This is a genomic window from Streptomyces sp. NPDC059455, from assembly GCF_042750115.1.
In the GTDB taxonomy this organism is placed as follows: Bacteria; Actinomycetota; Actinomycetes; order Streptomycetales; family Streptomycetaceae; genus Streptomyces; species Streptomyces endocoffeicus.
The window spans coordinates 3291-26925 of the sequence record NZ_JBHYVB010000056.1 but is presented as its reverse complement, the minus strand read 5'-3'; the positions used below and the strand labels follow the sequence as shown (position 1 = coordinate 26925).

General features: G+C 70.6%; 25 protein-coding genes, 1 tRNA gene and 3 pseudogenes. 14 read left to right on the top strand and 15 right to left on the bottom strand.

What is annotated here, in order from left to right; all coding sequences use genetic code 11:
• Positions 1-243 precede the first annotated feature (243 nt).
• From ACFXB5_RS21320 to tsaB, 4 genes and pseudogenes are all read right to left on the bottom strand, one after another.
• Positions 244-507, bottom strand: coding sequence for a hypothetical protein (locus tag ACFXB5_RS21320; RefSeq protein WP_385210119.1), 264 nt, complete (start codon positions 505-507; stop codon positions 244-246).
• Positions 504-1604 (bottom strand): tRNA (adenosine(37)-N6)-threonylcarbamoyltransferase complex transferase subunit TsaD, encoded by a 1101-nt coding sequence (gene tsaD / locus ACFXB5_RS21315; RefSeq protein ID WP_385210116.1) that lies wholly within the window; start codon positions 1602-1604, stop codon positions 504-506. The genes ACFXB5_RS21320 and tsaD overlap by 4 nt, the downstream gene beginning before the upstream one ends.
• 187 nt (positions 1605-1791) lie before the next feature.
• Positions 1792-2235, bottom strand: a pseudogene (rimI, locus tag ACFXB5_RS21310) (ribosomal protein S18-alanine N-acetyltransferase); the annotation flags it as partial.
• A 32-nt stretch (positions 2236-2267) separates the two neighbouring features.
• Positions 2268-2936 (bottom strand): tRNA (adenosine(37)-N6)-threonylcarbamoyltransferase complex dimerization subunit type 1 TsaB, encoded by a 669-nt coding sequence (tsaB, locus tag ACFXB5_RS21305; protein WP_385210114.1) that lies wholly within the window; start codon positions 2934-2936, stop codon positions 2268-2270.
• Between the two features lie 193 nt (positions 2937-3129).
• Here tsaB and ACFXB5_RS21300 point away from each other — a divergent pair, with 193 nt between their 5' ends.
• Positions 3130-3669, top strand: coding sequence for a hypothetical protein (locus ACFXB5_RS21300; protein WP_385210111.1), 540 nt, complete (start codon positions 3130-3132; stop codon positions 3667-3669).
• 79 nt (positions 3670-3748) lie between these two features.
• Here ACFXB5_RS21300 and ACFXB5_RS21295 read toward each other — a convergent pair whose 3' ends face one another.
• The 4 genes from ACFXB5_RS21295 to alr form a co-directional block, all read right to left on the bottom strand.
• Entirely contained in the window at positions 3749-3949 is a 201-nt protein-coding gene (locus ACFXB5_RS21295) for a hypothetical protein (RefSeq protein ID WP_385210108.1), read from the bottom strand.
• A 233-nt stretch (positions 3950-4182) separates the two neighbouring features.
• Positions 4183-4701: a tRNA (adenosine(37)-N6)-threonylcarbamoyltransferase complex ATPase subunit type 1 TsaE gene (gene tsaE / locus ACFXB5_RS21290; protein WP_385210106.1), complete on the bottom strand. Its 519-nt coding sequence runs from the start codon at positions 4699-4701 to the stop codon at positions 4183-4185.
• 104 nt (positions 4702-4805) lie between these two features.
• Positions 4806-6029, bottom strand: a complete 1224-nt coding sequence (locus ACFXB5_RS21285; protein ID WP_385210103.1) for an alpha/beta fold hydrolase — start codon at positions 6027-6029, stop codon at positions 4806-4808.
• 2 nt (positions 6030-6031) lie between these two features.
• Positions 6032-7186 (bottom strand): alanine racemase, encoded by a 1155-nt coding sequence (alr, locus tag ACFXB5_RS21280; protein WP_385210101.1) that lies wholly within the window; start codon positions 7184-7186, stop codon positions 6032-6034.
• 106 nt (positions 7187-7292) lie between these two features.
• On the opposite strand from alr, the gene ACFXB5_RS21275 reads away from it, so the two are divergent.
• Complete coding sequence (locus tag ACFXB5_RS21275) at positions 7293-8816, top strand: NAD(P)H-hydrate dehydratase (RefSeq protein WP_385210098.1); 1524 nt, start codon at positions 7293-7295, stop codon at positions 8814-8816.
• 341 nt (positions 8817-9157) lie between these two features.
• Here ACFXB5_RS21275 and ACFXB5_RS21270 read toward each other — a convergent pair whose 3' ends face one another.
• The 4 genes and pseudogenes from ACFXB5_RS21270 to ACFXB5_RS21255 form a co-directional block, all read right to left on the bottom strand.
• Positions 9158-9400 (bottom strand): hypothetical protein, encoded by a 243-nt coding sequence (locus ACFXB5_RS21270; protein ID WP_385210096.1) that lies wholly within the window; start codon positions 9398-9400, stop codon positions 9158-9160.
• A 221-nt stretch (positions 9401-9621) separates the two neighbouring features.
• Entirely contained in the window at positions 9622-10059 is a 438-nt protein-coding gene (locus ACFXB5_RS21265; protein ID WP_385210094.1) for a radical SAM protein, read from the bottom strand.
• Positions 10060-10216: 157 nt separating this feature from the next.
• Positions 10217-11992: pseudogene (locus ACFXB5_RS21260) on the bottom strand (reverse transcriptase domain-containing protein); the annotation flags it as partial.
• A gap of 424 nt (positions 11993-12416) precedes the next feature.
• The gene (locus ACFXB5_RS21255; RefSeq protein ID WP_385210182.1) at positions 12417-12866 is read right to left on the bottom strand and encodes an ATP-binding protein; all 450 of its coding nucleotides are present in this window, start codon (positions 12864-12866) and stop codon (positions 12417-12419) included.
• Between the two features lie 298 nt (positions 12867-13164).
• Here ACFXB5_RS21255 and ACFXB5_RS21250 point away from each other — a divergent pair, with 298 nt between their 5' ends.
• From ACFXB5_RS21250 to ACFXB5_RS21220, 7 genes and pseudogenes are all read left to right on the top strand, one after another.
• A complete protein-coding gene (locus tag ACFXB5_RS21250) occupies positions 13165-14421 on the top strand; it encodes a helix-turn-helix transcriptional regulator (RefSeq protein ID WP_385210091.1) in 1257 nt (418 codons plus the stop codon).
• Positions 14422-14435: 14 nt separating this feature from the next.
• Positions 14436-14801 carry a hypothetical protein gene (locus ACFXB5_RS21245; protein WP_385210089.1) on the top strand — a complete coding sequence of 122 codons (366 nt, stop codon included), beginning with the start codon at positions 14436-14438 and terminating at the stop codon, positions 14799-14801.
• 210 nt (positions 14802-15011) lie between these two features.
• Positions 15012-15434: pseudogene (locus tag ACFXB5_RS21240) on the top strand (NAD(P)H-hydrate dehydratase); the annotation flags it as partial.
• Positions 15435-15576: 142 nt separating this feature from the next.
• Positions 15577-17904 (top strand): heavy metal translocating P-type ATPase, encoded by a 2328-nt coding sequence (locus ACFXB5_RS21235; RefSeq protein ID WP_385210087.1) that lies wholly within the window; start codon positions 15577-15579, stop codon positions 17902-17904.
• Between the two features lie 155 nt (positions 17905-18059).
• Positions 18060-18740 (top strand): hypothetical protein, encoded by a 681-nt coding sequence (locus tag ACFXB5_RS21230; protein WP_385210085.1) that lies wholly within the window; start codon positions 18060-18062, stop codon positions 18738-18740.
• Entirely contained in the window at positions 18682-18912 is a 231-nt protein-coding gene (locus tag ACFXB5_RS21225; RefSeq protein WP_385210083.1) for a hypothetical protein, read from the top strand. The genes ACFXB5_RS21230 and ACFXB5_RS21225 overlap by 59 nt, the downstream gene beginning before the upstream one ends.
• A 54-nt stretch (positions 18913-18966) precedes the next feature.
• The gene (locus ACFXB5_RS21220; RefSeq protein WP_385210080.1) at positions 18967-19782 is read left to right on the top strand and encodes a Clp protease N-terminal domain-containing protein; all 816 of its coding nucleotides are present in this window, start codon (positions 18967-18969) and stop codon (positions 19780-19782) included.
• Here ACFXB5_RS21220 and ACFXB5_RS21215 read toward each other — a convergent pair.
• Positions 19760-20200: an STAS domain-containing protein gene (locus ACFXB5_RS21215; protein ID WP_385210077.1), complete on the bottom strand. Its 441-nt coding sequence runs from the start codon at positions 20198-20200 to the stop codon at positions 19760-19762. The genes ACFXB5_RS21220 and ACFXB5_RS21215 overlap by 23 nt on opposite strands.
• Positions 20201-20308: 108 nt before the next feature.
• Between ACFXB5_RS21215 and ACFXB5_RS21210 the strand changes: the two genes are divergently transcribed.
• From ACFXB5_RS21210 to ACFXB5_RS21190, 5 genes are all read left to right on the top strand, one after another.
• The gene (locus ACFXB5_RS21210) at positions 20309-20710 is read left to right on the top strand and encodes a helix-turn-helix transcriptional regulator (RefSeq protein ID WP_385210074.1); all 402 of its coding nucleotides are present in this window, start codon (positions 20309-20311) and stop codon (positions 20708-20710) included.
• Between the two features lie 35 nt (positions 20711-20745).
• Entirely contained in the window at positions 20746-21123 is a 378-nt protein-coding gene (locus tag ACFXB5_RS21205) for a MerR family transcriptional regulator (RefSeq protein WP_385210071.1), read from the top strand.
• Positions 21124-21395: 272 nt separating this feature from the next.
• Complete coding sequence (locus ACFXB5_RS21200) at positions 21396-22316, top strand: DNA-binding protein (protein ID WP_385210068.1); 921 nt, start codon at positions 21396-21398, stop codon at positions 22314-22316.
• Positions 22317-22339: 23 nt separating this feature from the next.
• A complete protein-coding gene (locus tag ACFXB5_RS21195; RefSeq protein ID WP_385210066.1) occupies positions 22340-22816 on the top strand; it encodes a hypothetical protein in 477 nt (158 codons plus the stop codon).
• Positions 22817-22828: 12 nt separating this feature from the next.
• A complete protein-coding gene (locus tag ACFXB5_RS21190) occupies positions 22829-23059 on the top strand; it encodes a hypothetical protein (protein ID WP_385210063.1) in 231 nt (76 codons plus the stop codon).
• Positions 23060-23120: 61 nt separating this feature from the next.
• Here ACFXB5_RS21190 and ACFXB5_RS21185 read toward each other — a convergent pair whose 3' ends face one another.
• Together ACFXB5_RS21185 and ACFXB5_RS21180 are read right to left on the bottom strand one after the other, a co-directional pair.
• Positions 23121-23342: a hypothetical protein gene (locus ACFXB5_RS21185; RefSeq protein ID WP_385210061.1), complete on the bottom strand. Its 222-nt coding sequence runs from the start codon at positions 23340-23342 to the stop codon at positions 23121-23123.
• A gap of 135 nt (positions 23343-23477) precedes the next feature.
• Positions 23478-23550, bottom strand: a tRNA-His gene (locus ACFXB5_RS21180).
• Between the last annotated feature and the right edge of the window lie 85 nt (positions 23551-23635).

Here is a 23635-nt window from a genome sequence, read left to right as displayed (position 1 = left end):
CGGCGGGGGCGGCCGGACACCGTACAGCCAGGGGGCAGCCGAGCACCGTACAGCCGGGGTGCGGCTGGGCGCCGTACGGATCGGCGCCGCACACACCGGGGGCGCGGCCCGGGTATCGTGCGCCGCGGGTGCGGCCGGGCGCCTTACGGCGGTCGCGTGCCGTACGAAACGGGGCGCCGCAGGAGCGGGCGCCGGACGGCCCCGCTCCCAACGGCCCGGCGCCGTACGCCCCCACCCGTACCGCTAGCCCTCTTCCGCGATCGCCTCAAAGCGCCAGCGGTGCACCGCACGCCGCGACAAGTCCTCTCCCGGCTCGGGGAGTTCCGGCAGGCCCTGGGTGTCGTAGGCGCCGTCCCACCAGGTGATGACGAGGACCCGGTCCTCGGGTGCGCGGAAGGTTTCGCGGCGGAGCGGGGGCGGATCGAGGGGCTGGTGGGTGGCCCAGGTCAGCAGTTCCTCGCCCTTTCCGGCCACGGCCCGTGCTTCCCACATCAACGCGACGGTCATGCGTACAGGTTCTTCCGGCTCAGCTCGTGCACATGGTCGTGGGTGTGCCCGGCGGGCGCCGGGACATGCGGGTCCGTCACCGGGAGGGACGAGTCGGTCGACAGGTCCCACGCCGAGGCCGACCGTCCCCGCGCCACCATCTCCGCGCCGAGCGCCGCGACCATCGCCCCGTTGTCCGTGCACAGCTTCGGCCGCGGCACCCGCAGGGTGAGGCCCGCGTCCTCGCAGCGGCGTTCGGCCATCGCCCGCAGCCGGGAGTTGGCGGCGACGCCGCCGCCGATCATCAGGTGCTCCACGCCCTCGTCCTTGCAGGCGCGGACGGCCTTGCGGGTCAGCACGTCCACGACCGCCTCCTGGAAGGAGGCCGAGACATCGGCGATCGGGACCTCCTCGCCCGCCGCCCGCTTCGCCTCGATCCAGCGGGCGACGGCGGTCTTCAGCCCGGAGAAGGAGAAGTCGTACGCGGCGTCCCGCGGACCGGTCAGTCCGCGCGGGAAGGCGATCGCGGCCGGGTCGCCCTCGCGGGCGATGCGGTCGATGACGGGGCCGCCGGGGAAGCCCAGGTTCAGCACTCGGGCGATCTTGTCGAACGCCTCGCCCGCCGCGTCGTCGATGGTCGAGCCGAGCGGGCGGACGTCGGCGGTGATGTCGGGCGCGAGGAGCAGCGACGAGTGGCCGCCGCTCACCAGCAGCGCCATCGTCGGCTCGGGCAGCGGGCCGTGCTCGAGCTGGTCGACGCAGATGTGGGAGGCGAGGTGGTTGACGCCGTAGAGCGGCTTGCCGAGGGCGTAGGCGTACGCCTTGGCGGCCGAGACGCCGACCAGCAGCGCGCCCGCGAGCCCGGGGCCCGCGGTGACGGCGATGCCGTCGAGGTCGGAGGCGGCGACCCCGGCCTCCTTGAGCGCCCGCTGGATCGTGGGGACCATCGCCTCCAGATGGGCGCGGCTGGCGACCTCGGGGACGACCCCGCCGAAGCGGGCGTGCTCGTCCACGCTGGAGGCGACGGCGTCGGCGAGGAGGGTGTGGCCGCGGACGATGCCGACGCCGGTCTCGTCGCAGGAGGTCTCGATGCCGAGGACGAGGGGTTCGTCAGCCATGGGTCTCGGTTCCTTGTACTGAGGTCGCGGGGTTCGCGGGGTTGGCTGTGTGCGCGGTGGACGCCGTGTTCGCCGTGGACGCCGTGTTCGCCGTGGACGCCGTGTTCGCCGTGGACGCCGTGGACGCCGTGGGCTCGCCGGGCTCGCCGTTCGCGGTCGTGACGGCGCCCGCCGTCACCGCGCCCGCCGTCGCCGGGTCGGCCAGCCGCATGACCAGGGCGTCCACATTGCCGGGCTGGTAGTAGCCCTTGCGTATGCCGATGGGCTCGAAGCCGAAGCGCTCGTACAGCCGCTGGGCGCGGGCGTTGTCCACCCGGACCTCCAGCAGCACCTCACGGCACTCGAAGGCGGTGGCGGCCGTAAGGAGGTCGGTGAGGAGGCGGGCGCCGAGGCCGGTGCCCCACTGGTCACGGGCGGCGGCGATGGTCTGGACGTCGCCGGTGCGGTCGACGACCGCGAGCCCGGCATACCCGACCAGCCGGGGCCCGTCCTCCGCCACCACATAGTGACGGGTGGCGTCCCGGCCCCGGGCATGGGCGAGCTCGGACCAGAACATCCCCCGCGACCAGGCGTCCTCGGGGAACAGCTCCTCCTCGAGCGCCATCACCCGCTCCAGGTCCCACCAGCGCATCTCGCGCAGGGTCACGGTCGTGCCGGTGCCGGTCACTTCGGGGTGACCACCTTGTAGTTGGCGGGCACCTTGGCGTCGGGGCGGCGCAGATACAGCGGCCTGGGCGGCGGCATCTCCTCGCCGCGCGCCAGCTTCTCGGCGGCGAGCGAGGCGAGCGCCCCGGCCGACTGGTACTCCGGCATCCCGGGCGGTACGTCGGCGAAGGCCGCCGGGTAGAGCAGCGCGCCCGCGCCGACCGCGGGCAGCCCGGCCACCCGCTCGGCGAGATCGGCGGGGTGGTCGACGGCGGGCTCGGTGACGCGGGTGCGGGCGTCGTCGTAGCGCGCCCAGTAGACCTCCTTGCGCCGCGCGTCCGTGGCCACGACGAAGGGGCCTTCCAGACCGGCCTGCCCGGCGGCGTACGCGATCCCGTCCAGCGTGCACAGCCCGTGGACGGGGACGCCGAGGGCCGATCCGAAGGTGGCCGCGGTCACCAGGCCCACGCGCAGTCCGGTGTACGGGCCGGGGCCCGCGCCGACGACGATCTCCGTCACCGCGCCCAGTTCGGTGCCCGCGGCTTTCAGCGTCCGGTGGACGGCGGGCAGCAGGAGCTCGCCGTGGCGCCGGGCGTCCACGTCGGAGGACTCGGCGATCACTGCGGAGCCGTCGTGCAGGGCGACGGTCACGGCGGGGGTGGCGGTATCAAGAGCGAGCAACAGCACGAGAACAGCGTACGGCGCGCCGGGAGGTCGTTCTTTCGTACCGACGGTGGAACGGCTCGGTCACCGGACGCCCGGAGCGCGGCCGGGCGGCGGACGCCGGTGCTACCGTCACCGTAAGTGCGTACGGGCCGTCAGCACGTACTGACCGCAGGAGAGGGAAGCCGCCGTGCCAAGGAGCAGTACCGGGCCAGCTGTGGCCGTACTCACCGCCGCCGCGCTGGGCGTCGTCGGGTTCCTCGGCTACCAGGCCGCCGCGACCGCGCCCGACCATCCGACCCAGGCCCGGCCGGGGTCGCACTCCGCCGAGTCCAAGAAGAAGGACAAGGACGACGCGGGGTCGAAGAAGAAGTCCACCGCCCTCCCGGCCCGCTCCGGGACCGGCGTACGGGTCGTCTACGCCCTCGGCGACAAGCGGGTCTGGCTGGTCGGCGCCGACGGCAAGGCCAGCCGCACCTTCGAGGTGGGCCCCAGCCCGGCCAGTCCCGACCCGGGGACCTACACGGTGACCTCGCGCAACAAGGGCGGGGTCGGGTCGGACGGAGTCCAGGTCGAGCACGTCGTCGTCTTCCACTCGGAAGGGGGGGTCGTGTTCGGTTTCAGCGCGGCGGTGGACGGGTCGATGCCGGACCCGAACGCGCGCAAGCGGACCGGGGCCGTCCGGGAGAGCCGGGCGGACGGTACGGCGATGTGGGAGTTCGCGCAGCCGGACATGAAGGTGGTCGTCGTCCCCTAGCGGACCTGGATGACGAGCCGGATGACGTAGCCAGCTGATGTAGCCGGATGACGTAGCCAGCTGACGCAGCCGTGCGCGGCTACGCCGCGTCCCGCTCCTCGTCATCCGCCTCGGGCTCGACGGACGCCGGCTCCACGGACACCGGGGTCTCCTCCTCGGCCGGCCGCGGGGGCGTCGAGACCGCGCTCGCCGCCGCACACGCCGCCAGGAGCTCCGACATCGACGGTGACCGGTCGTCGCGCGCGGCGCCGGTCCCGGCCAGAGGGTCGTGGGCCGACATGGATGCCTCCTGAGGGTCCTGGGGCAGTCGAGCGGAGTCAGGCAGGAGTTAGGCAAACCTAACCCACGCTTTCTCCCACCATGTGACCACGGGTGATGCCCGGAATGCAACAGCATGCCGACGGCTTGTCGGAAACTACGCGGCATCTGCACGCGAGCTCTACCAGCAGCTTGACCGTTTGACCGGGTAGCACCGCCCGGCAGCACCGCCCGGCAGCACAGCCCCCAAAAGCGCTACCCCGCGAGCGACGCCAGGTCCTCCCCCGCCCAGCGGGTACCCACGCCCGTCACCACCACATCCCGTACGTCGTCCACGTCGGCGGCCATCGTGTCCGTGACGGCCGTGTCGCTGCCCACCGTCCGCTGGATCACCACATGCAGCCGGTCCTCCGCCAGCCCCTCGACCTTGCCCTCGCCCCACTCCACGGCCACCACCGAATCGGGCAGGGAGACATCGAGGTCCAGGTCCTCCATCTCGTCGAGGCCGCCGTTCAGCCGGTAGGCGTCGACATGGACCAGCGGCGGGCCGTCGCCCAGTGAGGGATGCACCCGGGCGATCACGAAGGTGGGCGAGGTGACGGCGCCCCGGACGCCGAGGCCCTCGCCGAGGCCCCGCGTCAGGGTCGTCTTGCCCGCGCCGAGTTCACCGGTGAGCAGCACCAGATCGCCGGGGCGCAGCAGCTTGGCGAGTCTGCGGCCCAGGTCCCGCATCTGGTCGGGAGAGGTGACGGTGATGCGCGTGCCTACGTCCATACTCGCCGATGGTACGGGCCCGAAAAGCCCGCCGCGGACCAGCGTGCGGCCACCCCGAACGCCCCGGCCGGACCGCCGGAACGGCCGGGCGGGAGTACCGCTCGTCAGCCCGTCACGCCCCGCCGCGGCCGGTCGCCGACCCCGTCCACCGACCGCGAGAGCAACTCCGTGAGGTGGCCGTTGACCACCTCCGGGTGTTCGAGGATCACCAGGTGCCCGGCCTCCTCGAGGATCACCAGCTCCGCGCCCGGAAGCAGCTCCGCGATCGCCTCGCTGTGTTCCATCGGGGTGATGAGGTCCTTGTCGCCCGCGAGGACCAGCACCGGCATGTCGTCGAAGTGCGGCAGCGCCGCCGCCTTGTCGTGGGCGATGAACGCCGGGTAGAACTCCGCGACCACATCGATCGGCGTGGCCTCGATCAGCCGCTCGGCGAACCGCGCGACCCCCGGGTCCACGTCCTTCGAGCCGAACGAATAGCGCTTGATCAGCCCCGCGAACAAGTCCGCGGTCGCCCGCCGCCCACGCTCGACCAGGTCGGCCTGCCAGCCCAGCGCCTTGAGCAGTCCGGGCAGCACCCGCCGCACCGCGTTCACCCCGACCACCGGGAGGCCGAAGCTGACCTCGCCGAGACGGCCCGCCGAGGTGCTGATGAAGGCCGCGCCGATCACGCGCTCGCGGATCAGGTCGGGGTACTGCGCGGCCAGCGCCATCAGCGTCATGCCGCCCATGGAGTGGCCGACGAGCACCAGCGGCCCCTCGGGCGCCGTCGCGTCGATCACCGCCTTCAGGTCGCGGCCGAGCTGGTCGATGCTGATCGCCTCGCCGTCCGCCTGGGCGCAGCCGCGCGCCGAGCGGCCGTGGCAGCGCTGGTCCCAGTAGACGGTGCGGGCCACCTCGCGCAGCGCCGAGCGCTGGAAGTGCCAGGAGTCCTGGGCGAGGCAGTAGCCATGGCTGAAGATCATGGTGACGGGGGCGGGGGCGCGGCGCCCGAACCGCCGCTTGCGCCGGGGCGAGGGCGCGGCGGCGTTCTCCCGCATCTCCTCGACCTCGTAGTAGAGCTCGGTGCCGTCGTCGGCGACCGCCGTCCCCGGAGTGCCCCGCAGCGTGCCGTACGGGCCCTCGGCGTCCAGGGCGAGCCGCGCCTTGCGCCGTACGCCGCGGCCGACCGTCAGCCGCTCGAGCGCGACACCCGCCGCCGCCCCCGCCGCCAACACGCCGATCGCGGCACCCGCGAATCCGGCACCCCGGCGCCAACTCACGGCTGTGGCCCCCGCCGCGACTCGCGTCGCCATCTCTGCCGTGCTGACGGCCGTGGTCTCGTCGCCCATGGTCAGTTCCCTGTGCCCCCGTCCTCACCTACATAAACGCGGGGAATACGGGCCGAGATCCTGGTCACGATCTCGTAGCCGATCGAGCCCACGGCCCGCGCCCAGTCCTCGACGGTCGGCTCGCCCCGGTCCCCCGGACCGAACAGCACCGCCTCGTCCCCCGGGGCGGCGGTGTCGCCGCCCAGATCCACAACGAACTGGTCCATGGCGACCGTGCCCGCGATGGTCCGCCACTTTCCCGCGACCAGTACCGGGCCGGTGCCCGAGGCATGGCGCGGAATGCCGTCCCCGTAGCCGACGGGCACCAGCGCGAGGGTCGTCTCGCCGGGGGTCACATAGCGGTGCCCGTAGGAGACGCCGTGCCCGCCCGGCACCCGCTTGACCGAGGCGAGCGCGGCGGACAGCGTCATCACCGGGCGCAGCCCGAAGTCGGCGGCCGTGCCGAGTTCGGGGCTCGGGGAGATGCCGTACGTGGAGATGCCGGTCCGGACGAGGTCGAAGTGCGACTCGGGCACGGTCAGGGTCGCCGGTGAGTTGGCGATGTGGCGCACCTCCGGCCGCAGCCCCGCCCGTTCGGCGTGCGCGATCATCTCGCGGAAGACCGAAAGCTGGGCGGCGATGGACGGATGGCCCGGCTCGTCCGCGCACGCGAAGTGGGACCACAGCCCCGTCACCCGGATGGCCCCTTCCGCCTCGGCGGCGCGGGCCTCGGCGACCAGGGCGGGCCAGTCGGCGGGCTGGCAGCCGTTGCGGCCGAGCCCGGTGTCCGCCTTCAGATGCAGCCGCGCGGTACGGCCGCACGCGCGGGCCGCGGCGACGGCCTCGCGCAGCGCCCACAGCCCGCTGGCCGAGACGTCGATGTCCGCCTCGATCGCCTGCCGCCAGGGGCCGCCGGGCGTCCACAGCCAGCACATCAGCCGGCCCGTGTCCCCCGCCGCCCGCAGCCCGAACGCCTCCTCGGGCGTGGCCGCGCCCAGCCAGTCCGCGCCCGCCGCGCGGGCGGCGCGCGCGCACGGGACCATGCCGTGGCCATACGCGTCCGACTTGACCACGGTCATCAGCTCGGCCGTGGGTGCCGCGGCGCGCAGCGCCCTCACGTTGGCCCGTAGGGCGGCCAGATCGACCACGGCACGGGCGCGCATCGGTGTCTCGTCCATCTCCGTCAGTCTCTCAGGCCCGTCCCCCTGCCGGAGTGTGTGCTTCTACGCACGGAGTGCCTCGCCTTCCACGCAAGGAGTGCCCTCGGTTAGGGAGACTATGGGCATGAGGATTGCCTACAGCGTCGAGACCGTACGGGCCGCCGAGCGCGAACTGATGGCACGGCTGCCCGAAGGAGCGCTCATGCAGCGCGCGGCGGCGGGACTCGCGGCCGCGTGCGCCGATCTGCTGGGCCGGGTGTACGGCTCCCGGGTGGCCCTGCTCGTCGGCAGCGGGGACAACGGCGGCGACGCGCTCTACGCGGGCGCCCGCCTGGCCCGCCGCGGCGCGGGCGTCACGGCGGTACTGCTCAGCCCTGACCGGGCGCACGGTGGCGGCCTTGCCGCCTTGCGGGCGGCGGGCGGGCGGGTGGTAGCCGCCGGGGGCGCGGCGACGGCCGGGGGCGAGACGGCGGAGGCGGCGCACGGCAGCGAGGCGACCGACAGCGGCGAGGCGGCCATGGCCCGCGCCGAGGCGGCCGTCGCGCGCGCCGATCTCGTCGTCGACGGCATCGTCGGCATCGGCGGCAAGGGCGGGCTGCGGCCCGACGCGGAGCGGCTGGTCCGGGCGGTGCGCGGGATCGTCGTCGCCGTGGACCTGCCCAGCGGGGTCGACGCCGACACGGGCGAGGTGCGCGGCTCCGCCGTACGCGCGGACGCCACGATCACCTTCGGCGCGTACAAGCCGGGGCTGCTCATCGACCCCGCCCGCACCCACGCGGGCGCCCTGCGACTGGTCGACATCGGGCTGGACGCCCATCTTCCGGCCGACCCCGACGTGGAGGCGCTGCAGCACGAGGACGTGGCGGCGATGCTGCCCCGGCCGTCGGCGGAGAGCGACAAGTACCGGCGCGGCGTGGTGGGCGTCGTCGCGGGCTCCGCCCGCTACCCGGGCGCGGCCGTACTGGCGGTCTCGGGAGCGCTGCGGGGCGGTGCGGGGGCGGTGCGCTACGTCGGCCCCGGGGCCGACACGGTCATCGCGCGCTTCCCCGAGACCCTCGTCCACTCCGGGCCCCCGGCCAAGGCGGGCCGGGTCCAGTCGTGGGTCGTCGGCCCCGGCCTCGGCGACGGCGCGGCGGCCCGGCACTCCCTGGAGGACGTCCTCGCCTCCGATGTCCCGGTCCTGGTCGACGCCGATGGGCTCCACCTGCTGCCTACCGGCAGTGACCTGCGCAAACGCGAGGCGGCCACGGTCCTCACCCCGCATGCGGGCGAGGCGGCGGCGCTGCTCGGCGTGAGCCGCGAGGAGGTCGAGGCGGGCCGGCTGGCCGCCGTAAGGGCGCTGTCCGAGCGCTACGGCGCGACCGTACTGCTGAAGGGGTCGACCACGCTGATCGCCGCCGAGCACCAGCCGGTACGCGTCAACCCCACCGGCGTCGGCTGGCTGGCCACGGCGGGCAGCGGCGATGTGCTGTCCGGCCTGATCGGCTCCCTGCTCGCCACGGGCCTCCCCGCCCGCGACGCGGCCTCGGTCGGCGCCTACCTCCACGGCCTGGCCGCCCGCCGCACCACGGCGCCGCACGGCGCGCCCATCGCGGCGTACGACGTGTCGACGGCGCTGACGGACACATGGCGGGACGTACTGGCCTGAGAGTTCCGCTGGGTGCGGGTGCTTGGGTGGCGCGCCGGGTGCGTGGGTGGTGCCGGCGCGGTTGCTTGTGCGGGTGCGTGGGTGGTGCGCCCGCTGTGCGTGGTGGGTGCCGGGGGCGGGGCCTCCGGTGCGGCGCCCTGGACCGCACATTTACGGCGCCATTGACCGGGGGCTTGCGTGGGCCGGAGATTGGCGCCACAAATATGCGTGAGCGTCCAGGACACCACCCCTCCGACCCCACCCCCTCCCGTCTCGTCGGCGGCCACCCGCCGGTGGCCCAGACCCTGGCCAGGTGCCCGGTCGCCCGGTGACGCGAGCGCCGGGCCGATCAGCATGCATGCCTACGTCATCGCCTGGCCAGGCACCTCGGCCACGCCCCGGTGGGCGGCCCACGCCCCTGCGGCTGCGGCCATGGCTTCGAGCCAGGCCGCCTCGGGGTGCCGGTCGGCGCGTGATCGGTGCATGCGGCGGGTGGCGGCGGCGAACGCGTCGATCGCGGTGGGGTCCGCGTCCGCCCAGGCCCTGCACTCGGCCGCCCACCCCTCAGCCGCCTCTGGGGTGTGCCCGTCCGTGATGAGCTGCACGACAAGGCATGCGGGGTCGATGAAACCGGCGCCTCGGCCAGGACCAGTCCACGATCCACCGGCCGCATTCCCCGATGATCGGGTTGCTGGGGTTGATGTCGGTGTGGAGCAGCGCGTCACCCCGGAACAGTTCAGCTTCGGTCTCGTCAACCGCGAACCGGTCCCAACGGCTCTCCGGCCAGTCTCGGGCGATATCAGGGAGGGGCAGGTCCCCGAGTTGGTCAACGAGGTCGACCACTCCAGGCAGATCGGGCGAGGCTGGTGTGAAGTCCGACTGGCGGGCATCCACGACCTCGAATCCCAGGACGAGCCATTCGTCGTCCGATGCGCAGCGGGATGCCAAGCGCTACCGCTTTCTTGATGTTCGCGAGGGTGCGGGCGTGGCTGGGTCGGCCGGTGACTTCGTTGTGTTCCTCCGGAGTGTCGGAGTAGTACGACGCCGCCAAGGACATGCCGTCGCGTCGGAGGAGCGCCCACCAGGCTTCGGTGACGCGCACCAGGTTGCTGTAGATCTCCACGCCGAGGCCGAGAGAAAGTGCGCGGTCGGCCAGGAGCAGGCTGTCCGGGTACAGCGTCGGCTCGCCCCCGATGAGCTGGACACGGCGCACGCCACATTCCGCGGCCTGGTCGAGGACGTGTAACCAGTCATCGCGCCCCATGCAGTCGGTGTCATTTCGGCCGAAGCGTGAGGTGGGCCGCCGGGCGAGGTGCCGACTTGTGGTCGGTCCTTTTCCCAGCGGCCTCCTCCCGAACCGGACGTGCGGCGTTAACCGCATCCGGCTCTCCAGTAACTGTCTCCGCGGGTACGGCAGTTGTGCCGCTGTGGATGGCTTGGTGGCACCGGCGGCACACCACAAGGGTTTTGCGGCGCCGTCGGGCCATAAGGGCCACCCACGCGGGCTTGCCCTGCCCGTACCGGTCGAGGTCCGAGAGCCTGCGGATCTGGTGGACCTCGGCTGAGGACCACCTCCCGCAGAGCTCGCAGTACCCGGACAGCAGCCTGCGCACGATCTCTCGTCGCGGATGGCGGGGCGGGGCGGGTTCGTGGTCCATGACGGTCGCGAACTTCTGCCGTTTGAGCGGAATCCCACCGAATCGTGCGGTCACCTGCTCCTTGCCTGGGCCCCGGGGGATGCCGACCTGGATGCACTTGCGTGGCCCGGCCGATGTGCGAATGATGGCCTTGTACTTGCGGGCCACCTTCGTCACGGTCGAGCGGTGCTTGTTCGCCAGGGAGCACAGCAGTGAGGACTGCATGACCCAGTGCAGCCGGTTCAGTCGAAAGACGTCACTGGCCAGCAGGTAGTACTGCACCACTCCTCGGTACCGTGTGCCGTAGATGTTGACGAGGGTGAAGTCGTCGTATCGGTACAGCGACGGGATACGCGCGGGTTTGCCGCGACTCATGTAAGGAGCGCATTGTGCCGTGATCACGTTCCGTGGGACGCGGAGTTGGATTCTGCCGTTGAGGGAACGGCGTCCCTTGCGGGAACCACCCTTCGGCTCGGCCTTCCGGTCGTCCTTGCGGACGGTGATCTCGTAGCCGAGGAATCTCGCTGCATCGCTTCTCGCATGGGTGATCAGTGTTTTCTCCCGTGACAGTTCCAGCCGGAGTTCGTCGCGGAGGAACTGTGCGAGCCGGTGTTTGATTTCCTCGGCCTCGGCTTTTGATCCGATGAGTCCCAAGAGGGTGTCGTCGGCGTATCTCACGTAGAACAAGCGGCGGAACTCCGGGTCGGACATGTTTTGACTCGGAATGCTCCGCTGCTTGCGTTGCAGCTCTCGGACTGCCGTCCGGTCGCCACGTCTGCGTGCCCGCTGTACAGCGGCTTCGATTCGCCGGTACTCCGGGTTTCTCGCCCGGTGCACCCCTCGGGTGTATTCCGGGATCAGAACCGTCTCGATGAACTCGTCCAACTTGTGCAGGTAGATATTGGACAGGACGGGGGACAGTACCCCTCCTTGCGGCGCGCCGCTGAGAGTGGTGTTCCACCGCCAGTCCTCCATGTATCCGGCTTCCAGCATGTTCCGCACGAGCCGCAGGAACCGGTTGTCTTGGATTTTCTCGCCCAGGATCCCGAGCATCACTTCGTGATCGAGTGACTCGAAACAGCGGGCGATGTCACCCTCGATGAACCAGGTTGTCCCGGTCCAGGCGGAGGCCACATGGCGCAGAGCCGTGTGGCAGCCCCGGCCGGGACGGAAACCGTGAGAGTGGCCGGAGAACTGGGGCTCGTAGTACGCCTCCAGCAGGAGCCGCATCACCTCGCCTACCAGCTTGTCCGTCCAGGGCGGCAGGCCGAGCGGCCTCGTCGTGCCGTCCTTCTTGGGGATGTGTGTCCGTTTCACTGGGTCGAACCGGAAGCGTTCCTGGCGCAGCGTGTCGATGATGCGCTCGATCTTGGCCAGGGACATCCCGTCGGCGGTTTCCCCCGAGGCCCCGGCTGTCATCGCCCCCTTGTTGGGGTAGATGCGGCCGTAGGCCATGAGATACAACTGCGGGTTGAACATCTGTCGATACAGTTCGTTGCACGGGAGCTTTCGCTTTCCGCGCGCACGGAGGACACCAAGAACCGTCTCGGCGCTCTGCATTTCGCATACCTCCTAGGTCTCGTTGGCATCCAGTTACCTGTGCCCCTTCGCCCTGTGGACGGCTTTCCCGTCCTCCCTGGCAGGTCGTTACTCCTGCGACTACTACGGGCACTCCGTCACCATGGGACTCTCGCCCTTTAGGCGATCCTCTGTTCGTGCTGACTGTACGTAATAGCGCAACTTAGGCGCCCCACTCATCTCCTTGAACACCATCACTTGGCGTCGCCCCACCCTCCGAAGGTACGGCGACCGGCAGAGATAGTCACCGCAAAGAGTGGCATCGGTTTCGAGCAGCTTTCCGATCGGTCCGTCTTTTAACCGGCTGGAGATTGGGGTTCAGGCAATCCAGCTTTCGCCATATTGCGCGGGTCTTGCGGTGCGCCTCTCCTGCTGCTTGGACGATGGCCACCGCTTCAGCGACATGCTACTTTCCCCTGCACCTTTCGGATTCAGGTAGGTCGCTTAACCCAAGGATTTCCTCCGAATCCTTCCCAGTTCCGCTGGGAATACAGTCAGCCGTTTTCAGAGCGCACTCGGCCCAGACGGTCTTTCCCCAGGTGCGGTATTGGGTGCCCCAGCGGTCCGACATCGCTTCGACCAGCGCCAGACCGCGGCCGGACTCGTCGTCGCAGCACGGCGCCTGGGCGGTGGGCGGCTGGGGGCATTTGTCCGTAACGGCGAGACGTACGCGATCCCGATCGGGCAGCCGAACGCTGACGCGGAGGAGGCGGCACCCGCTGTGGCGGGCGGCGTTGCCGACCAGCTCGGAGATGATCAGCGTCCCGTCGTCGATGAGGTGACCGAGGTCCCAGGTGTGGAGTGCTGCGCGGACGAGTCGGCGAGCGCGGCTCGCTGACGTCGGCTCGCACGGCATCGTTTCGCTGTAGCCCGGGGCGCCGATGGCGTTGGGTCTCGTCGTGGTCATGGAGGGGGTCTTTCTTCCGGGGCGAGGTACCGCCAGCCCGGCGGCTCTGTCGTCTGGCCGGTGGCCGGCGTCTCGCCATCACGACCGCATCTTGTGGTGGCTCACGCCGGTTCTTGATGCTGACAACGTCAAGGAAACCGCTCCGAGCAGGTGCGCTCCACGGCGTCCATGCGGCAGAGGTGACGCAGAAGCGTGCAGGGTGTGCACACGTCGAGTGGCGGTCCGCGGAGCGGGGAAGGGGAGCCCCATGGGGTTAGCTGAGCGGCGCAAAGCACTGGGGTACAGCCAGGAGGGGCTCGCTCACGTCGTCGGCGTGGACCGCACAACGATCAGCCGCTGGGAGAGCGGGAAAACTGAGATCCAGCCCCAGTTGCGTCCACAGTACGCAGCAGCGCTGCAACTCGACCTGGCCGAACTGGACGCCTGGGTCACCAAACCCCAAGCCACGTTCCAGGAGCCCGTAGTGTCGTGTTCAGTCGACCACTACGGCTCGGGGGATACCGACGACATGATTCGACGCGAGTTCCTGCGCGTAATTGCCGTTGCCGGGGCACTGGCCGGTCTGTCGGCCGAGGAGTCGGAGGCGCTCGCGGAAGGAGTGCACCGCCGAGCGTCCGGCGACTTCATCCGGATGAACAACCACCTGTGGCAGGTGTATCAACTCGCCCGCGCCAAAGGGACTGTGCAGCCCATCGTCTCCGGCCAGCTCGCTGCCCTCGCCGAAGCCCTGGACGGCCCTTACGGCAAGGACGGGCAAGCTCTGTGCGGCGCTGCGGCGGACCTCTTCCAGCTTGCCGGTGAGCTGGCTTTCGACGGCAACCGGTATACCGACGCGGCGGCTTCGTACACGCTCGCCGCGTCAGCCGGTAAGGAGGCAGGGTCGTTCGATCTCTGGGCTTGCGCCCTCATTCGGCATGCGTACGTCGACGTGTACGAGCGTCGCTACCGGGAGGCCGCGGGCATCTTGTCGGTCGCTGAGCGCATCGCTCGCCGAGGGGACGGTTGCCTGTCGACACGACATTGGGTCGCTGCGGTACAGGCTGAGGCGTTCGCGGGGCTGGGAGATCTGACCGCGTGCGAAAGTGCACTCGAGCAGGCCGAGAGGGTCGCGGACATGACCGGATCGGCACAGAACGGCGGATGGCTCCGCTTTGATGGCTCCCGGCTCGCGGAGGAGCGCGGCGCTCGGTATGTCCAGCTGGGTCGACTCGACCTCGCTGAACAGGTGCTTCAGAGCGCCCTTCGGCAAGGTGCCCTGGCAGAGGGCCAGTCCTTTCGGCGCCGAGGTGCCGTGCTCGCGAATCTGGCCGCCATCGGCGTCAAGCGCAAGGACCCGGAGCAGGTTGTCGTCTATGCCCGCAAGGCGATCCACCTGGCACGTGAATCTTCCTCCGGTTACGTCGCTCGTAGACTCCAGGCCCTGCGTATGGACTTCGGCTCCCTCGCTCGCGATGTGCGGGTTGTCGAGTTGGATGCCGAGATCAAGGCACTGAGCGTGAACTGACGAAAGGGGCAGGGATGTCGCGGACCGAGGGTGCCCGGCTGTTCCGGGAGGCGTGGATCGCGGGGGTGCGGCGGCACTTTCCCGGGGAGCCCAAGCCGGGTTATGTGACCCCCTGGGAGGAGACCCCGGAGTGGGAGCGGGCGGCTGCCGGGGCGGTGTACGAGCAGGTGAGGCAGTTCCTGGAGGTGAGCGAGGGGCACGCCGGGCGACTTACGCGGGAGCAGAAGGGGCGCTTCGTCGCTACGTGCTGGACCGCGCAGATGTACCGGCACTTCGACGACCCGAAGCCCGGGTACGTCGCCGACTGGCCGGATCTTCCCTGCTGGCAGCAGGAGACGGACGCGGACATCTTCGAGGCGATCGAGAAACACGTCAGCTGACGCGCCTCCTCGCTTCGGCTTGCCCTTGCCGTACAGCCGGCCTGTGAAGAGCTTGCTCAGGTCCTGGCCGGACAGAGCGGTGAACCGCATTGGACCGCGGGAGGGTAGGGGGCGGGTCGCAGGCCCCGCCCACCTCCCGGCCGACCCCGACCTGGAGGCGCTGCAGCACGAGGACGTGGCGGCGCTGCTGCCCCGGCCCTCGGCAGCGACCTGCGCAAACGCGAAGCGGCCACGGTCCTCACCCCACATGCGGGCGAGGCGGCGGCGCTGCTCGGCGTGAGCCGCGAGGAGGTCGAGGCGGGCCGGCTGGCCGCCGTAAGAGCGCTGTCCGAGCGCTACGGCGCGACCGTACTGCTGAAGGGATCGACCACGCTGATCGCCGCCGAGCACCAGCCGGTACGCGTCAACCCCACCGGCGTCGGCTGGCTGGCCACGGCGGGCAGCGGCGACGTCCTGTCCGGCCTGATCGGCTCCCTGCTCGCCACGGGCCTCCCCGCCCGCGACGCCGCCTCGGCCGGCGCCTACCTCCACGGCCTCGCCGCCCGCCGCACCACGGCCCCGCACGGCGCGCCCATCGCGGCGTACGACGTGTCGACGGCGCTGACCGACACCTGGCGGGACGTACTGGCCTGACGGATGCGGCTCGCGAGTGCGGGCGCGGGTACGGACACGGGCATGAGTGCGGGCGCGGGCCGGTGCGGGTGGGTGGGTGGACGGTGCGCCGGCCCTGCGAACCGCGCCGTCAGGGAGGAGGATGGACACCAGAGGTGTGCCCATGAACGACTTCGCCGCCGCAGGGCCGATTCGCCGTTCGGCAGCCGCCCTCTCCACGCATCTGGAACCGTCCCTCCTCGCCGTCACGGCGGCCGCTCTGACGGCCGGCGGTGTGGCCTGGGCCGTCGGCGCCGACAGCCTCGCGGACCTGTTGTGGGGCCTGGGGACCGTGTTCACCATCGTCCCGGCGGTGGTGTGGGTGGTGGCCGCGTTGCGGCGTGGTCGTGCGGGCGTGGATCTGATCGCGGTTCTGGCCCTCGGCGGAACCCTGGCCGTGCGCGAGTACCTGGCCGGCGCGCTGATCGCTCTGATGCTGGCCACCGGCCGCACTCTCGAGGCCGCGGCAGGGCGGCGGGCCTCACACGATGTGCGGGCCCTGGTGGAACGCGCGCCGCGCACGGCCCGGCGCCTCACCGACGCCGGAGTGCGCACGGTGCCACTCGCCGAGGTGGAAGTCGGTGACCTGCTCGTGGTGGCCCCGGGCGAAGTGGTCCCGGTCGACGGCCGCGTGGAGAGTGCCATCGCCGTATTCGACGAGTCGGTGCTCACCGGGGAAGCCCCGCACGTCGAGCGGGCGAAGGACGAAGCCGTACGCAGCGGGGTGATCAACGCAGGCGGCGCCTTCGACCTGAGAGCCACCGCCACCGAGCAGGACAGCGCCTATGCCGAGATCGTGAGGCTGGCCCGGCAGGCCGGCGCGGAATCCGCTCCCGTGGTCCGCCTGGCCGACCGGTACGCGGCCTGGTTCCTGCCCCTGTCCCTCGCGGTGGCCGGGCTGGCCTGGCTCCTGAGCGGCTCCGCGGTACGGGCGGTGGCGGTACTGGTGGTCGCCACCCCGTGCCCGCTGCTGCTGGCCGCGCCGGTCGCGATCGTCTCCGGTCTGTCCCGCGCCTCACGCCTGGGTATGGTGATCCGCGGTGGCGGCGCGCTGGAGAACCTCGGCCGAGCCCGTACGCTGCTGCTGGACAAGACCGGCACCCTCACCGGCGGCCGTCCTCGCGTCCTTGACGTCGCTGCCGCGCCGGGGTGGAAGCCGGCCCAGGTGCTGCGCCTGGCGGCCGCACTCGACCAGTACTCCCCGCACGTGCTGGCCCACGCCATCGTCGATGCCGCCCGGGAACGCGGTCTGGAACCGCCCTTGGTGTCGAACGTCACCGAGGACCCCGGGCGGGGCGCCTCGGGCACCGTGGACGGACAGCGGGCGTCCATCGGCCGGATCGACACCACGAGTGCCGCGCCGTCCTGGGCCGGAGGGGTGGAAAACCGCGCACTGCTCGACGGAGCGGCCGTCGCCTGGCTGACCGTCGACGGGCACCTGGCGGGCGCCGTGCTCCTGCGCGATCCCATACGCTCCGACGCTCCCAGGACCCTGCGCCACCTGCGGACTGCGGGCATCCAGCGGATCATGATGCTCACGGGTGACCGGGCCGAGCCCGCGCACGAAGTCGCCGCCGTCCTCGGTCTCGACGGCGTACGGACCGAACTCAGCCCCGCGGACAAGGTCGCCGCGGTCCGCGCCGAACGCGACCGGGCCGTCTCCATCATGGTCGGCGACGGTGTCAACGACGCCCCCGCACTCGCCGCGGCGGACATCGGGGTGGCCATGGGCGCCCGTGGTTCCACCGCCTCCTCCGAAGCCGCCGACATCGTCCTGACCGCCGACCGTGTGGACCGCCTCGCCGATGCCGTCGCCATCGCCAAACGCTCCCGGCGCATCGCCGTACAGAGCGCGCTGGGCGGGATGCTGCTGTCGCTCGCCGCCATGGCCGCGGCTGCCGCCGGCCTGCTCCCGCCCGCCGCCGGCGCCCTGCTCCAGGAGGGCATTGATGTCGCGGTCATCCTCAACGCCCTGCGGGCCCTGCGCGTCGGCCAAGCGGTGCGACCAGCTCTCGCACCGGACGCCGAAGCGCTCATCCACCGCTTCGCGGCCGAACATGACGATCTACAGGACGTGCTCGAGGCGATACGCGCCGCCGCCGACCGCCTCTCCACCGGCTCAGGCCCCCAGGCCCTGGCGACCGTCGAGGAGACGCACCGGCTGCTGACCGAGCGACTCCTGCCGCACGAGTACGCCGAGGAGCACCAGCTCTACCCCGCGCTCGCCCCCGCGCTCGGCGGCTCCGAGGCCACCGCCACCATGAGCCGCGCCCATGCCGAGATCGAGCGCCTTTCCCGACGCGTCGCCACTCACCTGCGTCTGGCTCACGCCCGCGGCGGGCTGGACGCCGGTCAACTCGACGACCTGCGCTCCTGTCTCTACGGACTGCACACCGTCCTGCGGCTGCATTTCTCCCAGGAGGAGGAGAGCTACTTCTCCTTGGCCCCGTGACCCGTGACATCGGCGGGAACCGGCCGTTCATCGGAGCCCTGGGCACTGCTCCATACGCGCGCACGCCCTCCACACATGGACATATTCGCCACGCACGCCCGAAACAATAGATCTCTACCGAATGCGCCTTACGCGCATCTGCTGGAGGAGGTCCCGTGGATGTTGGGCTGATCAACGGCGTTCCCGGCCATCCCCTCTTCGTTCACGGCGCGGCGGTGCTGGTCCCGCTGACGGCGTTGGCGCTCGCGGTCTGCGCGCTGTGGCGTTCGGCGGCACGCAGGCTCGGCCCGGTGCTGCCGGTCATGGGGCTGGTCACTCTCGCTCTGGTCGTGCTGACCACCGAGTCCGGCGAGTGGCTGGAGGAGCGAGTGCGGGAGAGTGCGTTGGTGGAGGAGCACGCCGAAATGGGGACCGGTCTCACTCCATGGGCGATCGCCCTGTTCGTGCTCACCGTCGCCGTATGGCTGCTCGGCCGGGTCGGCTCCCGCCGGGGGCAAGAGCGCGGCGGGGAGGACGACGGCTCCACCGGGGGCGCGGCGTCCTCAGTGGCCCGGCTGGCCTCTTCCCTGCCGGTGCGTGTCGCGGCGCTGGTGATCGCCCTGGTCGTGGCCGTCGGCGCGGTCGTCCAGGTGTACCGGATCGGTGACTCGGGTGCGGTGTCTACGGGGTGCGGTGTCACCGGGGTGCGGCGCCTCCGAGGTGCGGCGGGAGGGCGTGGGGCGCAGCCTGGGACATATGACCGAATCCCAGGCGCCGCGCATCCACCGGCCTCCGATCGTGGTGCTCGGCGTCCAGCAGAACGATCCCCCGTACCGTCTGGTCGAGATCGCCGGTGAGCTGGCGGGCAAGGCGCACTCGGTCCTGGACGTCATCGAGATCGCGCGGGAGGTCGGCCTGGACGACGTCGATCTGGACGATCCGGATGTGGTCCGGTGGGTGGGCGGCGACAAGTTCACCTGGACGTCGTTCTGGCCCCCTAACCGGGCGCAGCGCGAACACCGGGGCTAGATTCGCTGTCAACCCAACGTTGACGCGCTGGTGGTGTCAACCTATGGTTGACGCATGACGAAACCAGTCGGACTCACCCATCCCGTGCGCCTCGACGACCTGATCGAGGCCATCAAGAAGGTCCACCCCGACGCCCTCGACCAGCTCACCGACGCGGTGCTCGCCGCCGAGCACCTCGGCGAGGTGGCCGACCACCTCATCGGCCACTTCGTGGACCAGGCCCGCCGCTCCGGCGCCTCCTGGACCGATATCGGCAAGAGCATGGGGGTGACGCGGCAGGCGGCCCAGAAGCGCTTCGTCCCCAAGTCGTCCGGCGAACCGTCGGACCTCGACCCGAGCCAGGGGTTCGGCCGTTACACGCCGCGCGCCCGGAGCGTCGTGGTCGCCTCCCAGAACGAGGCCCGCGCCGCCACCAACGCCGAGATCCGCCCCGAGCACCTCATCCTCGGGCTCCTGGCCGAGGATGAGGGTCTGGCCGCCAAGGCGATCGTCGCCCAGGGTGTCCTCCTGGACGCCGTCCGCCAGGCCGCCACCGCCGCCCTCCCGCCCGCGGCCGACTCCATGCCCGCACTGGTCCCCTTCGACAGCGACGCGCGCAAGGTCCTCGAACTCACCTTCCGCGAGGCCCTGCGGCTGGGCCACAACTACATCGGCACCGAGCACATCCTCCTCGCCCTCCTCGAACACGAGGACGGCGCGGGCCTGTTGACCGACCTTGGCATCGACAAGGCCGCCTCCGCGGAGTTCATCGCCCAGGCGCTGACCCGCGTCGCCGAGGCACTCAAGGACGAGACCGTCAAGGACGAGACCGTCAAGAACGAGAGGGCAGTCAAGAACGAGAGGGCAGTCAAGGACGAGGGGAAGGGATAGCCGAGGGCCGGAACAGCCGTGCGGTGCCGGTCAGGCCGAGGACCCGACTGGCCGTGCGACTGGGGGAGCGGACGATGACCGTCTTGCCGTGTGCGTGCGCCTCCCGGCGGAGCCTCAGCAGCGCGTTGAGCGCCGAGCAGTCCCAGAACCTCACCGCGCTCAGGTCCACGTCAACGCCCTCGGCGGAATCGCGGAGGGCGTTGCGCAGCTCGGCGGACATGACGGGGGCGGTCTCGTAGTCCACCTCTCCGTTGACCACGACAACCTTCCGGGGTCCCTCCGGGTAGCTGTCGGTGAGGAGGATGGACGAGGGGCGCGGCGGCGCCGAGTCGGCCGATATGCCCGGCGCCGCGCCGATCACGGGCCTGTACGGCGAGCGATGTCCAGGCTCGGGCACGGAGATGTCTCGTGCGTGCACCTGTCTGTCTCCCCTCGAGGTCGCCTCGCTGGCGTCACACGGCTTGCTATACACGAAGTCGGATTCATGTTTCCAGATGCGTTATTGTTTCGGCAATATCATGAGGCCATGGGAGGAGTGCCTGAATCGCACAGCGGATGGACGTTCTTGACCAACCACGCCCGCGTGCTGGCCGCGATCGCCGACGATCCGAACGTACGGATCCGCGACATCGCCGCGCACTGCAGGCTGACCGAGCGCGCCGTCCAAAAGATCATCGGCGACCTGGAGCAGGACGGATATCTGTCCCACACCCGTGAGGGGCGTACGAACACGTACCGCATCGAGCCGGGGAAGGTCCTGCGCCACCCCGCCGAAGCCGGGCTCCCCGTGGCCTCGCTCCTCTCCCTGCTCGTCGAGGACGAGGACCGGCGCAAACACGCCGACGGCCCCCTCGGCGACGGGAAGCCGACGGCGGATGAGGCTCCCGCCCAACCGCCCCCCGACTCCCGGGCGCCTCGACTACCCTGAAACGCATCCCTGACGTAGAGGCAGTAGGAGTCACGGTGCGTATCGGCGAACTCGCCGCCAAGACCGGCGTCAGCGTACGAGCGCTGCGCTACTACGAGGAGCAGGGCCTGCTCACCTCGGAGCGCAGCCCCAGCGGCCAGCGCCACTACGCGGACACCGCGGTCGGCCGCGTCCTGTGGATCCAGTGCCTCTACGCCGCGGGCCTGTCGAGCAAGACCATCCGCGGATTCCTCCCCTGCGTGCACTCCGGCGTCGCCACCCCCGCCGACATCGCCCGCCTGACCGCCGAACGCGACCGCATCAACGCCCAGATGGCCGACCTGGCCACGGCGCGCGATCACCTCGAGGAGGTCATCGCGGCGGCCAGCGGCACGGTCGGAGGCGAAATGTGCTGCCTCCCGCAGAGCGCCTGATCCAAGGCTGCCCCTGTTGGGTCAGTCGCCGTTCGGTGCTCCGTTCGGTGCCAGATGGTCGCGGAAGAAGGCGGTGGCCGCTGCCGAGGCCCGAGCGAACTCGGTGAGGGCAGGCACCCGCACCACACAGGCACCGGCACGCTGTTGTTGGCGACGTAGGCATGGGCAGGGTCGTCATACGCGGCGGTTGGGCGCACTGGGTCGGGTGGTCATCGAGGAGGCGCACCTTCCTTCACGGGACGGCAGCGATAGTCGCTGGCCCGATAGCCTCCATGGCGCACCGTCATCAAGGCGGTGACGGGGGCCAGGCAGCCATCCTCAGGCTCGCCACGACGGCGTTCCGGCGCCTCGACGGCGCAACGCCCTCCAGACAGCTTCAAGAGCCCGTACTTGCCCACCTTCGCCTCGCGCAAACCATCACCAGCGAGGCTGACAGCCAGGACGCCAGGTATCGCCTTGCCGCGGTCGGGAGCGAGGTCGGGAGCTTGGCCGGATGGCTGGCCTGGGACATGGGTGACTACGGTTCCGCCAGGACCTGGTACGGGAACGCCATCAAGGCGGCCCGCAGCTCCGGAGACCGCCTCTTGGCCGCCTATCGACTCGGCTCTCTCGCCCAGTTCGAGGCCCATGGAGGCAACGCCGTGCAAAGCCTGAACCTCCTCGACCAGACCCGTAGCCGGATCGAAGAACGTCCCATCGCCACGGTCACCGCGTGGCTGAGCGCCTCCAAGGCCCTGGCGCATGCCGTAGCAGGCGATGCCCGAATGTCGGACCGGGCCCTGGTCCGGGCAGCCAAGGCGGCCGAGCAGGTGTCCACCGAGGATCCCGCGCCCTGGCCTTGGATGTTCACGTTCAACGGCGCCAAGGTCGCGGCCATGCGCTTGACTTGCGGAGCGCGACTCGGGCTCCCTGAACGGGTCAGGGCAGCCCAGGACGAGGCGGGCGAGGCCCTGACCTCCGGACATGAGAAGCAGCGGGCCCTGCTCATGCTCGATCTCGCCTCCGCGCACATGGTCTCGGGACGGCTTGACGTGGCATTCTCCCTGGCGACCAGGGCATTGGAGACGGGCGTGCGCTATCGATCCGGACGGATCGTGGAGCGGTCCCGCGCGGTGCGCCGATCCTTCACCTCGGCTGACAAACCACAAGTGGTAAGAGAGTTCGACGAGCGCTTGCACGGAATCTATCTGTGAGCATTGAGCGGAAGGATGAGGCCATGCGACTGGGGATCACCGGGCATCGGGGGCTGCCCAAGGACAGCGAGAACCTGGTTCGTACCGCTCTCGCGGAAGTGGTCCAGAGGTACGGCAGCGATGATCTGATCGCGGTCTCGTGCATCGCGGACGGTCCGGACTCCTGGTTCGCCCAGTTCATTCTGGACCACAGAGGTCAGATCGAAGTGGTGATCCCAGCAGACGAGTACCGCGCCGGCCTTCCCATCTGGCACCACCCCACCTACGACGCCCTGCTCATGCGCGCTTCCGAGACCCATTCGACCGGCCTCAAGGAGTCCACCTCGGAGGCCCACCAAGCGGGCAGCGAGATCCTCGTGGGCGTGGTGGACAAGCTGATCGCCGTCTGGGACGGACAACCCGCTCGTGGATACGGCGGCACCGCAGACGTCGTGTCCTACGCGGAGAGGACAGGTGTACTCGTGGAGAGAGTCTGGCCAGAGGGCGCGACACGGGACTGACGTAGACGCGCCGTGGACCACTGGGGCGGCCACCCGGAGCTCTCCTGCGTGATCGCGTTCGACGGCGACAAGGCAGTGGGCATCGCGTGCGGCGCCTCGGCCAGCCCCGGTCGTGAGTGGTGGCGCGAGTACCTCGGCCCGGCGCCCGCGAAGGACCTGACCTCGCAAGGTGGGGGAGCGCCAGCCCTTCCCCCGACTCCCCCGGTCTATGCCGTCATGCTCGCGGAGCTGCCGCTGGGCTAGGTATGTATTCCGAGAGATTGGTGACGCGGCTCAGGGGCGTAGCTGTCGCGGACACGCCGCCTTATCCGTCTTCCGGCAGGTGGAAGTAGACGGTCCCCGACTGCCAGGGGCCGTGCTCGGTCATCTCTGACTCGATCACCACGTCCTGGATCTCAACAGGGCCCAACGCCTCGATTGAATCGGCCAGCCGCCGCAACAGGGCCGGGACGCTATCGCAGCCCGGGCCGAAGGGGTTGGCCTGCGAGAAATGACGCACGGTCCAATGCTGCGGAGCCTCAGCCATGAGCAGATCGTAAAACCTGCCGTCACGTGGCCGACAGGGCTCTTCTCAAGATCCCTATGGTCATCGGTGTGGCCATAAGGAGAGACGAAAGAGGCCGCTGTCCCACTTGCGCAGGTCAACGGCCTCTTCGAAGAGGGTGAGTAACGGGACTCGAACCCGCGACATCCTGGACCACAACCAGGTGCTCTACCAGCTGAGCTATACCCACCATGACCGGCGCTTTCCGCACCGGCCGAGAAAAAGTGTACAGGGTCCGGAGGGGTGCTCGCTCCCGGCTTTCGGGGAGTCGGGAG